Raw genomic sequence first — 11,644 nt, 5'->3', positions numbered from 1 at the left:
CGTGCGGCGCGGCGACCGTGTTGAGGATGAAGTCGAGCGTGCCCGTCTGCGCCGCCATCTGCGCGGGATCGCGCGAGACCACCACCTCGTCCGCGCCGAGCGCGCTCGCGTCCGCGACCTTGTCGGGCGAAGTGGTGAAGGCGACGACATGGGCGCCCAGCGCCTTGGCGAGCTTCACGCCCATATGGCCGAGGCCGCCGATCCCGACGACGCCGACCTTGCTGCCCGGCCCGACCTTCCAGTGCCGGAGCGGCGACCAGGTCGTGATCCCGGCGCAGAGCAAGGGCGCCACGGCCGCAAGATCGCTCTCGTCGTGCCGGATCTTGAGCACGAACTCCTCGCGCACCATGATCGAATCCGAATAGCCGCCGAGCGTGTTCTCGCCCGTCACCCGGTCGGGGCTGTTGTAAGTGCCCGTGAGGCCGGTCTCGCAATATTGCTCCAGCCCTTCTTGGCAGGCGGAGCAGGTTCGGCAGGAATCGACCAGGCAGCCGACCGCGACGAGATCGCCTTCGGCGTGCTGCGTCACCTCCGGCCCGACCGCGGTCACCCGCCCGACGATCTCGTGGCCCGGCACGCTGGGGTAGACCGTCCCCGGCCATTCGCTGCGCACCGTGTGCAGGTCCGAATGGCAGACCCCGCAATAAAGGATCTCGATCCGCACGTCGTTCGGCCGAAGCGCGCGGCGTTCGAAGCTGTAGGGAGCGAGCGGGGTCTCGGCCGATTGGGCGGCATAGCCGTGGGCATGGGGCATGGTGGCGATCCTTCGAATGGGATTCCCATCTAGGCCCGGCGCGCGCATGAAGAAAGGGCGGCCCGTTGCCGGACCGCCCTCCCATCCGCGGGCGCTTCAAGACACCCGCGAAACGCGTCAGGAAGCTTATTTCAACTCGACGGTGCCGCCGGCTTCCTCGATCTTCTTCTTGATCTCCTCGGCCTCGGCCTTGGAGACACCTTCCTTGATCGCCTTGGGCGCGCTCTCGACCAGCGCCTTGGCCTCGCCGAGGCCGAGCTGGGTGATCGCGCGGACCTCCTTGATCACGTTGATCTTCTTGCCGCCGTCGCCGGTGAGGATGACGTCGAACTCGGTCTGCTCTTCGGCGGCCGGGGCGGCGGGGCCGGCGGCGGCGGGGCCGGCGGCAACCGCGGCGGCGGCCGAAACGCCCCACTTCTCCTCCAGCGCTTTGGCGAGGTCGGCGGCTTCGAGAACGGTCAGCTCGCTGAGCTGATCGACGAGGGAATTGATGTCTGCCATGTTAAAGTCTCCATTGCGGGGCGTCGCCCCAAAAGGTTCAGTTCAAAACGAAAAGGTCAGGCCGCTTCCTTGGCGGCATAAGCGCCGATGACCCGGGCCAGCTGCGCGCCGGGCTCGTTGATCGTCCGCGCGATCTTGCTCGCTGGCGCCTGGATGAGGCCCACGATCCTGGCGCGAAGCTCGTCGAGCGACGGCAAGGCGGCGAGCGCCATGACGCCCTCCGCGTTGAGCAAGGTCTCGCCCATCGCCCCGCCGACGATCTCGAGGCGATCGTTGGTCTTGGCGAAATCGACCGCGGCCTTGGCGGCGGCGACCGGATCGGCGGACGTCGCCAGGGCGATCGGCCCGTTCATCAAATCGCTGATCGGCGCGTAGGTGGTCCCTTCGAGCGCGATCAGGGCGAGCTTGTTCTTCGCGACCTTGTAGCGGGCGCCGGCATCGCGCATCCGGTTCCTCAGGTCTGTGGACTGGGCCACCGTGAGGCCGAGATTACGGGTGACGACCACCACGTTGGTCTCGTTGAACGTCTGCTTCAGCTCGGCAACCGCCTCTCTTTTCTGAGCGCGATCCATGCTTCTTCCTTCACACTTCGCCCGGCGGACCGGGCGCACGTAAACGCATGAGCGAAATGCCCACGCGGCGGGTCCGAAGGGGAGGGGTCGCGCCCGAACGCCATGGAGGCTTCAGGCAGTCCGTGATCGCGGCATCGCACGCCGGCACGGCTCGAAACTCTTCCCCGCCTCGGCTGGAGATTAAGAGGGCAAGCCCTCGCCAGCTGTCTCGGACGGAACGCTTGGGGCGAACCCCGAGCGAAGGCGCGCAGATAGCGCCTCGCCCCGCAAAGTCAACCGGGCGGCGGCGGGCATCAGCCTATTGTCGCCCCGCCGGAATTGTATATTGCTTTCGGCATGAAGCAGTGTCTTTCGCTTTTCGTGAGCGCAAGCCTCGCGCTCAGCCTCGCCGGCCCGCTGAATGCGCAGCAGACGCGCGATCTCAGGAGCGATCCCGAGGCCTCCATCACTGTCACAGGAACGCGGCTCACCCGCGAGCAGGCGCGCGAGCGGGCGGTCGAGTTCGTCCGCCAGATCGGCGTGGCGCGGGGCCAGCAAGCGGCGGCGCGTTGGATCGATCCGGTCTGCCCACGCGTGCGCGGCATCACCGAGCGTTATGCCGGCGTCGTCGAGGCGCGGATGCGCGCGATCGCGACGGAAGTCGGGATGCGGGTTGCTCCCGAAGGCTGCCGCTCGAACGTGTCGGTCAGCTTCGTCGGCGATGCCGAGGCGCTGATGCGGGAGATCGACCGGCGCTCGCCGACCCGGCTCCGGGAGGTGCCGGTCGACGCGCGCGATGCTCTGGTCAACGGCGACGCGCCCGTCCGCTGGTGGTACCTCACCGGGACCCGCAGTCGCCATGCGACGCGCGAAACCTCGCAGTATTTGGTGACCGAGTCGGGCGGCGCGGGGGGTCCCGGTCAGAGCGTGGCCTCCAGCCCTTTTGAAACCGAAGCGCTTTCTCACTACGATTCGAGCGTCATCAGCACCCAGGTGAACCGGGCCATCGTCGACGCCAACGTCGTGATCGATCTCGACCGGGTCGAAGGCATGTCGCTGGAGGCGATCGCCGCCTATGCCGCTTTCGTCGCTTTCGTCGAGGTGCGGACCAGCGATCCTCGCGCGCCTGGCTCGATCCTGGGCCTGTTCTCGACCGACCCGGAGGGGCGCAGCCTCACCGATTGGGACATGACCTTCCTACGCTCCCTCTACCGGCTGCCGCTCGATCGTCCCGCCCGCCGCCATCGCGGCATGCTGGTGCGCGACATGGTCAACGCCCAGACGCCCGGCTAGAGGCGGAGCCGCCCCTCCCGCCGGAGCGGGAGAGGCAGCAAGTTCAGTCCGCGCTCGGCATCAGCTGGCCGCGGATCGCGCCGTCCGGGAAATCGCCGGTGTGGACGTTGACGTAGAAGCCGGCCGGATTGCGGGCGATGTCGTCGACCAGCTCGTCGCCGATATGGTCGCAATCGTCCTCGTCGCCGTCGGCGTCCGGCACGTCGAGATTGACCACCGGCGGGCCGTTCACGCCTTCGGCGCCGCGATGGATATGGGCGGCGGTCGCCTGGCTGATGCCGCTCACCTCGAGCTGGACGCAGACCTGGTTGAGCGTGTCGTCGAGGCGGATTTCGGCGACGCCCGAGCCGTCGGGATCGCCGGGCTGCACTTCGGCCGCGCCGGTCAGCGCGGCGCGGAAGCGCTGGGCGAAGGCGGCATCGGCGCTGCCGGCGCCGGCGAGGATCAGCACGCCCCCGAACGCCGCCAATACGCGGCGGCTGGACTTGTTCTTCAGCATGTCTCGTTCCTTTTCGAAGAGGAAAATCCCGCGCGGCGGCGCCCGCCGCGGCACGGGTCGTCGGATCAAGCCGGCAACCGCGCTTTTGTTCCTTCGCGCGCGCCGGAACGGCCCGCCGAACGGACGCGGCGGGAGCCGCGAAAGACCCCGGCAAAACCAATCTGAGTTATCCACAACATTCTCGCGCGGCGCCGGAACGCGCGAGCCGAGGCGGCGTTTTTCATGCGTCCAATCGGTTGATAAGATCGAACGGATATGATGGCTCAATCCTTCGGGAGCGAGCCGTCAGGGAGCCCCGCCGGGTCAAACCGGCGGGGCTTACTTTTGCGCGGGCTCCGCCGCGGGAGCGGGAGTTTGAGCGGGCGTCTGCGTAGGCGCTTGCGATGGCGCCGGCAGCTGCGCCTGCGGTTGCGCCGGAGCCGGCACGGCCTGTTGCGGCGTCGGCCGCGGCGGCTCGTCGCCCAGATCCTGGCTGCCGCGCTGCATCAGCCAGCATTGGTTGTTCTCGCAGGCTACGATCGAGCCCGAATCGGTGTTGAGCCGATAGACCCGTCCGTCGGCGGCGCTGGTGATCTGGTAATCCGGCGCCTCGACGTCGCCGCCGCCGCCCGCATAGACGCCGAAGCCGATCAGCCCGCCGGCGATCACGATCGCCGTGACGACCCGCCGCACCGACTGGTCGATCAGCTCGCCCACCGTCGGCTCGCGCGCGCGGCGAAGCGTCTCCCGATCGTCGTCCAGTCCGTACCGCCTGTCGCTCATCGCCGAAGCTCCTTTCCCGCCAGCCTAGCGCGCCCGGCGCGGCGCGCAAGGCGGCGAAGAGCAGGATTTAGCGTGCCGCGGTCTGCTGCCGGGCGTTCGTCGCCTCGGCGATCAGCCGGCGCGCCTCTGCGATCGCCGCCGACGTCTCCATCCGGCCCTCGAAAATCTCGGTGCCCATTTCGAGCAGGCGACTGGCGATGACGTTGCCGGTCTGCGCCTCCTCCTGGATATGGATGCCGCTTTGGTCGCGCTCGACCCGGCTCCATTCGCCGCGGACCGCTTCCCAATAATCGTCGGTCGCGGCCCAGTAGCGATCGGCGATGGCGACGTTGAAGTCGCTAGGCGGCCGGTAGGTGTTGAGGACGCTCTCCTGGACGAAAGGCACGCTCGCGCCCTCGACATTTCCCATCTTGAGATTGTCCTGCCAGTGGATCCAGCCGCCGTCCGGAGTCGGCGAATGACGGTTGATCGCGAGATAGCGGTCGTAGCGGGGTGAGCGGATCGCATCGCGCCGGGCGAGTGGCCGCCAGGTCCAGTCCGAGCGCCAGCGCGGCACGCCGCCGGTCACCGTCCAGCGCCCCACCGCCCCGTAACGGGGTGAGTCGTCCACCTGCCAGACGGTCTGCGACCAGGCGCCGGGCCGCGCCGCCTCGGGCACGGACTGCACGCGCCACTGGTTCGGGCCGACATAAGCGAGCACCGTCTCGGGCTCATAGGTCCAGTCCTGCCGCCAATGCTTGATCACCATCGGCATCCCGTCGGCGTCGACGACGAGCAGGTGCTGGAGGCTGATGAAGCGGCCGCTGTCGGCGATCACCCGCACGACCTCGTGCCCGCCCGAAGCGGCAGCGGCGAGCGGCGTGTAATCGCTCCGCCACGAGGTCGTCTCGCGCATGTCGAAGCGCACCCGGTAATTGCCCGCCATGGCGAGAATCGCGCGCCGGCTTGCCTCGAAATCGGCGGGCCGGACGATCGATGCGGGCGGCACTGGTTCCTGCGCGGCGGCGGGAACGGCGGTGAAAGTTGCGGCGAACGCCGCGAGGTAGAGTGTCGGTTTCATGTCTCTCCCCCTGGACGTGAAGGTGCGGGTCAGGCCGCCGGCGCGGCCAGCGCGGTCCGCAATTGCTCGGCCTGGCGGCGGACCCATTGCTCGACCTCGGTGCTCGGCACCAGCCCGTGCCGGTCGGCTTCATAGTCGATCCCCTCGAGCACGCGCGCATAGGGGCCGAAGCCGGAGACGCGATAGGGGATGACGATCAGCCGGCCGCCGTCCCGGATGGCCTCGGCCGCGAGCGCGCGGATCCGCGCCCCGGATTCGGCGCGCTTCTCCGGCCAGTCCTCGCGCAGCGATTCGACATGGACCGCGCGGAAATCGGCATGATCGCGGATCGCCGCCGCGCGCGCGTCGATCTGCCGGAGCCAGCGCGCATTCTCCTCGTCGTCCTCCGGCCCGTGGGCGAGCACGAGCACCGTCTCGCGCGCGGGCTCCCGGCTCACCGCGCGAACCCGGTCGACCAGCACGGCGCCCATTTCCGGCGCGTCGGCCAGCCCCTCGCGGCTGAGCGCGAAGCGGGCGTCGGATTCGATCCGCCAGAGCGACATATCGTGGCCGCCATGGGCGCCGTGGCCCGCGTGCGCGCCGCCCTCGGGCCGCGGCGGCGCGCCGGGCCTCAGCCCCAAAATCTGCTCGGTCCGCTCCAGCCAGCTTTCGCCGCTGATGAACAACCGCACCACCGCGATCCGGCGGGCGCCGCGCGCCTCGAGCCGCTCGGCTGCGGCCTGAATCGTGCCGGGCGTGGCCATGCCGAAGGCGATCTCCAGCCGATAATCGCGGCGCAGCGGCTCCAGCATCGCCTCGACCTGGCCGTTCCAGGCGGGCCCGCCGCCATGCGCCATGACGAGCACGCCGAAATCGTCGGCGGCGGGCTGGGCCTGGACCTGGACGGCGGCCGGGATCAGGAGGAGGGCGAGAGCCGCGAGCAGCATTTTCAGAAAGGTCATCTCAGGTCTCCTAGAAACGCAGGCTGACCGACACGCGCGCGTTGCGGCCGGGCTGGGAATAGGCGTCGATGGAAGGCGAGGTCTGGGTGAGACCGGCGACGTCGCTCCAATAAGCGTAGAGCTCGTCGGTGAGGTTGAAAATACCGGCGCGCAGCGTGACATGCTCGTTCACCCGCCAGAAGGTGGTGAAATCGAGCACCTCCGACGCTTCCGGCCGGAAGCAGGTGAGGCCGCAGGCCGCGCCCGCGGCCGAGCGGCGCGACTTGCGCGCGGTGGCGGTGAGGATCAGCTGCGCGCCGAAGCGGCCGCCCGGATCGCGATAGCCGGCGCCCGCGACGACGCGGAGCGGATCGATGCTTTCGAGCGGCGCGCTGACGCCGTTGGGGTCGATCTCGTCGCCGGTCGCCCAGGCGAAGGCGAAGTCGGCGTTGAAGCCGCTCGGGAAGACGAGGGCGGCACGCCCCTCGATCCCCTCGATCTCGACCCGGTCGATATTGACGACCTGGAAAATGCCGGGGTCTGCGGGCGTGAAGCTGCCGCCGACCTGCACCTGCGCGATGAAATCGTCGTAGCGCCCGGCGAAGCCGGTCAGCGAGGCGTGGAGGATGTCGCCGCTGTAGCGGATTCCGGCCTCCCAGCTCTCGCTGGTCTCGGGCCTCAAATCCGGATTGGGGATCGAGGTGTAGCCGAAGATGACGTTTTCGAAGAACTGATTGACGTCGCTTGGCGAAGGCGCCCGAAAGCCCGTCGCGTAATGGCCGTAGAGGCTGAAGCCGTGGCCGAGCGCGAGCACCGCGCCGATCCGGGGCGTCACGCGCGACCCGTCCTGCGCCGAGCCGTTGAAGGTCGGCAGCAGCGGATCGTCCTCCGGATCGAGGCTGTAATGATCGAAGCGCAGCGCCGGATGGAGCGTCAGCGCGTCCGGGATCAGCTCGATCTCGTCGCCGATGAAGAGGCCGGCCCGGGTGAAATCGGTCGCGGGGAAGGCGCGGGTCGGGAAGGTCTCGCCAAACGGCGGCACCACGCCGTCGCGCAGCCCTTCCTGATGGGTGACGGAAATGTCGCCGCCGAAGACAAGCCGGTGGCGGATCGCGCCGGTGGTGAACGAGGTCCGCGCCTCCGCGCTCGCGCCGATCACCCGATTGTCGAACGTGTTCAGCCGCTCGCGATCGGCCTGGGGCGAGCGGTCTTCGTCGCTGAACTGGACGTTGGTCGCGTCCTGCCAGTAGAGCGCGATCTGGGCGAAATCGATCGCGCCGCCGCCGGTGTAGCGCCAGTCAAGGCTGACCCGGCTGCGCTCGATCGTGTCGCGCGCGAGCAATTGGTCGACGGTCGCCCCGGTGAAGGGCGAAGTCTCGCGCCCGCTCAGCACGTCGGTGAAGACGAAGCTGTCATAATATTCGCCGGTGAGCCGAAAGGCGTGCGCGTCGTTCGGCGTGAAGACGATCTTGCCGAAGAGGGCGTTGGATCGCGTGTCCTGGGGGTTCGGCTCGGTGCGGTTCGGACCAGTGCCGCCGACCTCGCCCTCATTGTCGAGCGCCTCGCCGTCGCGTCTTGTATAGGCGACGAGGCCCGACCAGCGCCCGGAGCGGCCGGCGACGATCCCAGTCTCGGAAAACTCTTGGCTGGCGCTGTCGTAAGTGGCGCGGAGCATGGCGGTGACGTCGCGGCCGGGCTCGAGCAGATCGGCCGGATCGCTGGTCTGGAAGCTCACCGCGCCGGCGAGGCCGTCCGAGCCGTAGAGCGCCGAAGCGGGGCCGCGCAGGATCTCGACCGAGCGCAAGATGCCGAGATCGACATAGTCGCCGCGCCCCGCCGCCTGCGCGCCGAAGGTAAAGCCCTCGGGCACGCGGATGCCGTCGACCTGGATGAGGACGCGATTTCCCCCGATGCCGCGGATATTGAAACCGGAATTGCCCGAGCGCCCGGTCGTGCCGAGCGCCGCGCCGAAGCGGGCAGGGGAGCGCGGCACGGTGACGCCCGGCTCGAAGCGGACGAGATCGCGCGCGTCGGTCGCGAGCTCGTCGGTGATGCGCTGCTCGTCGATCACGGTGACCGTCGCCGGCACCTCGTCCGCGGGCGTCGGCACGCGCGTCGCCGTCACCGTGATTGCCTGCGAGTCGCCGTCCGCCGCCGTCTCGGCCTGGGCCGCCGCCGGCGCCGCCGCCCACATCATCGCGCTGCTTGCCAGCAGCCACTCCCGCCCCGTCATTGAAACCCCTTACTTGCTAATGCGAATGATTCGCAGTCGTATTAGCAAGATCGAGCCGCGGGTCAACCGTTGCGGGACCCGGGAGGACGACAAAGCAAAAGGGCCGGAGCTTCTGCTCCGGCCCTTGCTTGGGTTCCGTTGATGAGGAAGTGCTTAGGCCGACGCGACCTCGGCCACGTCGATCTTGAGGCCCGGACCCATGCTCGAGCTGATCGCGACCTTCTGGACATATTTGCCCTTGGCACCGGTCGGCTTGGCCTTGACGATCGCATCGACGAAGGCGTCGAAATTCTTGCGCAGGTCCGCCTCGGTGAAGCTCGCCTTGCCGATCCCTGAATGGATGATCCCGGCCTTCTCGACACGGAACTCGACCTGGCCGCCCTTGGCCGCCTTCACCGCCTCGGCGACGTTCGGGGTCACCGTGCCGAGCTTCGGGTTCGGCATCAGCCCCTTGGGGCCGAGCACCTTGCCGAGCCGGCCGACCACGCCCATCATGTCGGGCGTGGCGATGACGCGGTCGAAATCGATCGTCCCGCCCTGGATCGTCTCCATCAGATCCTCGGCGCCGACGACGTCCGCCCCGGCGGCCTTCGCCTCGTCCGCCTTGTCGCCCTTCGCGAAGACGGCGACGCGCACGGTCTTGCCGGTGCCGGCGGGGAGAGTGACGACGCCGCGCACCATCTGGTCGGCGTGGCGGGGATCGACGCCCAGATTGAGCGCGATCTCGATCGTCTCGTCGAACTTCGCCGTCGCGTTCGCCTTGGCGACCTGAATCGCCTCGTCGACGCCGTAGAGCTTCGCGTGGTCGAGTTCGGCCAGCTTCTTCTGCTTCTTGGTCAGCTTCGCCATTGCCTTAGCTCCCCGTCACTTCGAGGCCCATCGCGCGGGCGGAGCCTTCGATGATCTTCGCCGCCGCGTCGATGTCGTTGGCGTTCAGATCCTTCATCTTCATCTCGGCGATCTCGCGCAGCTGCGCGCGCGTGACCCGGCCGACAATCTCCTTGCCCGGCTCCTTGGCGCCGGACTTGAGCTTGGCCGCCTTCTTCAGGAGGAAGCTCGCCGGCGGCGTCTTGGTGACGAAGCTGAACGAGCGGTCCGCATAGACGGTGATGATGGTCGGGATCGGCATGCTCTTTTCCATGTCGTTCGTCGCGGCGTTGAACGCCTTGCAGAACTCCATGATGTTGACGCCGCGCTGGCCGAGCGCGGGGCCGATCGGCGGGGAGGGATTGGCGGTGCCCGCGGGCACCTGGAGCTTGATGTAGCCCGTAATCTTCTTTGCCATGTGTCACTCTCTTTCGTGGGGCTACGCGAAACATCGCTACGCCCTGATCGAGTCGAGCGGTCCAGACGGACGTTCGGAGACGTCCTCCCGCAACAATGCCGTTCCCCGGCGAAGGCCGGGGTCCAGCTTTCCAATCGCGATGGGAAGCCGGCGCCATTAGCGCAAACCGCGCGCCGAGGCAAATGACCCGTCTGATCGATTTTCCAAGTCTCACTGACGAAGTTTAATCGTTTCTATCGATTCCCGCGCGCGCCTATGGCGGCGCCACACAAGCGATCAGGAGGAAGCATAATGGACGCGAAGATCGGCGATATTTCGGGCTGCCCGGCGCATGGCGACGGCGGCGTGCGCGCTTTGCTCGGCCGCACCAACAAGGATTGGTGGCCCGAAATGCTGGCGACCGAGATCCTCAATCCCAACGGCCCGTCCGACCCGCACGGCCCGGACTTCGACTATGCCGAGGCGTTCCAGGCGCTCGATTACGACGCGCTCAAGGCCGATCTGACCGCGCTGATGACCGACAGCCAGCCCTGGTGGCCGGCCGATTACGGCCATTACGGCCCGTTCTTCATCCGCATGGCCTGGCACGCGGCGGGCACCTACCGCACGGCCGACGGCCGCGGCGGCGGCGGGCGAGGGCAGCAGCGCTTCGCCCCGCTCAACAGCTGGCCCGACAACGTGAACATCGACAAGTCGCGCCGCCTGCTGTGGCCGATCAAGCAGAAGTACGGCCCAAATATCTCGGGGGCCGACCTGTTCATCCTCGCCGGCAACGTCGCGATCGAGGACATGGGCGGGCCGGTGTTCGGCTTCGGCGGCGGCCGCCCCGACGTCTACGAGCCGGAGCGCGACATCTACTGGGGCGACGAGGACAAGTGGGTCAACGAGGGCGTCGCCACGCGCATCCGCCCCGACGAGGCGCTCGAGCTCGACGGGCCGCTCGCGGCGATCCAGATGGGGCTGATCTACGTCAATCCGGAAGGGCCGGGCGGCAATCCCGACCCGCTGCAGTCGGCGCGCGACATTAAGGCGACGTTCGAGCGGATGGCGATGAACCACGAGGAGACCGTCGCGCTGACCGCGGGCGGGCACACTGTCGGCAAGGCCCACGGCAATGGCGATCCTTCGACGCTCGGCCACGCCCCGGCGGGCGGCGACCTTGCCGCGCAGGGCTTCGGCTGGGTCAGCGGCGAGGAGCATGGCGGGATCGGCGAGCATGCCGTGACCAGCGGGATCGAAGGATCGTGGGTCAACACCCCGACCGGGTGGAGCGAGAACTACTTCCGCCTGCTGCTCGACTACGACTACGAGCTGGTCAGGAGCCCGGCGGGCGCGCAGCAGTGGCAGCCGATAAACCAGAAACCCGAAGACATGGCCCCGGCTGCGCACGATCCGTCGCGGCGCGTGCCGACGATGATGACCACGGCCGACATGGCGCTCAAGATGGACCCCGAGTTCCGCAAGATCAGCGAGAAGTTCCGCACCGATCACGAAGCGTTCAAGGACGCCTTCGCCCGCGCCTGGTTCAAGCTGACCCACCGCGACATGGGCCCGAAGGTCCGCTACCTCGGCCCCGAAGTTCCGGCCGAGGACCTGATCTGGCAGGACCCGATCCCCGCCGGGACCAGGCCGTCGGACGCCGACGTCGCCGCGGTCAAGGCGAAGATCGCCGGCGCTGTCGACTCTGGGGGCCTGACCGTCGCGCAACTGGTCAAGACCGCCTGGGCTTCGGCCAGCACCTACCGCAAGTCGGACCACCGCGGCGGCGCCAACGGCGCTCGCATCC

The 11,644-nt window shown here is 68.4% G+C and carries 12 protein-coding genes; 2 read left to right on the top strand and 10 right to left on the bottom strand.

Going from position 1 to position 11,644, the window contains the following annotated elements; genetic code table 11:
• The 3 genes from ACT4N8_RS09735 to rplJ all read right to left on the bottom strand — a co-directional run.
• On the bottom strand, positions 1-754 hold a 754-nt coding region (locus ACT4N8_RS09735; RefSeq protein WP_444857936.1), incomplete at its 3' end, for an NAD(P)-dependent alcohol dehydrogenase.
• A 126-nt stretch (positions 755-880) separates the two neighbouring features.
• Positions 881-1,255 carry a 50S ribosomal protein L7/L12 gene (rplL, locus tag ACT4N8_RS09730; protein ID WP_444857935.1) on the bottom strand — a complete coding sequence of 125 codons (375 nt, stop codon included), beginning with the start codon at positions 1,253-1,255 and terminating at the stop codon, positions 881-883.
• A gap of 56 nt (positions 1,256-1,311) precedes the next feature.
• Positions 1,312-1,827, bottom strand: coding sequence for a 50S ribosomal protein L10 (gene rplJ / locus ACT4N8_RS09725; RefSeq protein ID WP_444857934.1), 516 nt, complete (start codon positions 1,825-1,827; stop codon positions 1,312-1,314).
• Positions 1,828-2,187: 360 nt separating this feature from the next.
• Here rplJ and ACT4N8_RS09720 point away from each other — a divergent pair, with 360 nt between their 5' ends.
• Complete coding sequence (locus ACT4N8_RS09720; protein WP_444857933.1) at positions 2,188-3,099, top strand: hypothetical protein; 912 nt, start codon at positions 2,188-2,190, stop codon at positions 3,097-3,099.
• A gap of 43 nt (positions 3,100-3,142) precedes the next feature.
• Here ACT4N8_RS09720 and ACT4N8_RS09715 read toward each other — a convergent pair whose 3' ends face one another.
• The 7 genes from ACT4N8_RS09715 to rplK all read right to left on the bottom strand — a co-directional run bounded on the left by ACT4N8_RS09715 (position 3,143) and on the right by rplK (position 9,858).
• Positions 3,143-3,598 carry a CHRD domain-containing protein gene (locus tag ACT4N8_RS09715; RefSeq protein ID WP_444857932.1) on the bottom strand — a complete coding sequence of 152 codons (456 nt, stop codon included), beginning with the start codon at positions 3,596-3,598 and terminating at the stop codon, positions 3,143-3,145.
• Between the two features lie 318 nt (positions 3,599-3,916).
• A complete protein-coding gene (locus tag ACT4N8_RS09710) occupies positions 3,917-4,360 on the bottom strand; it encodes a hypothetical protein (protein WP_444857931.1) in 444 nt (147 codons plus the stop codon).
• A gap of 67 nt (positions 4,361-4,427) precedes the next feature.
• On the bottom strand, positions 4,428-5,420 hold the full coding sequence (locus tag ACT4N8_RS09705; RefSeq protein WP_444857930.1) for a DUF6607 family protein: 993 nt from the start codon (positions 5,418-5,420) through the stop codon (positions 4,428-4,430).
• A 29-nt stretch (positions 5,421-5,449) separates the two neighbouring features.
• Positions 5,450-6,361 (bottom strand): hypothetical protein, encoded by a 912-nt coding sequence (locus ACT4N8_RS09700; RefSeq protein WP_444857929.1) that lies wholly within the window; start codon positions 6,359-6,361, stop codon positions 5,450-5,452.
• 10 nt (positions 6,362-6,371) lie between these two features.
• Positions 6,372-8,573: a TonB-dependent hemoglobin/transferrin/lactoferrin family receptor gene (locus ACT4N8_RS09695; protein WP_444857928.1), complete on the bottom strand. Its 2,202-nt coding sequence runs from the start codon at positions 8,571-8,573 to the stop codon at positions 6,372-6,374.
• Positions 8,574-8,726: 153 nt separating this feature from the next.
• Entirely contained in the window at positions 8,727-9,422 is a 696-nt protein-coding gene (rplA, locus tag ACT4N8_RS09690; RefSeq protein WP_444857927.1) for a 50S ribosomal protein L1, read from the bottom strand.
• Between the two features lie 4 nt (positions 9,423-9,426).
• Positions 9,427-9,858, bottom strand: a complete 432-nt coding sequence (gene rplK, locus ACT4N8_RS09685; protein ID WP_444857926.1) for a 50S ribosomal protein L11 — start codon at positions 9,856-9,858, stop codon at positions 9,427-9,429.
• A 291-nt stretch (positions 9,859-10,149) separates the two neighbouring features.
• Between rplK and ACT4N8_RS09680 the strand changes: the two genes are divergently transcribed.
• The coding region (locus ACT4N8_RS09680) for a peroxidase family protein (protein ID WP_444857925.1) at positions 10,150-11,644 on the top strand (1,495 nt) is incomplete at its 3' end.

The sequence above is a fragment of the Sphingosinicella sp. genome, from assembly GCF_052387495.1.
In the GTDB taxonomy this organism is placed as follows: domain Bacteria; phylum Pseudomonadota; class Alphaproteobacteria; order Sphingomonadales; family Sphingomonadaceae; genus Allosphingosinicella.
This window is presented reverse-complemented; position numbering and strand designations above follow the sequence as displayed.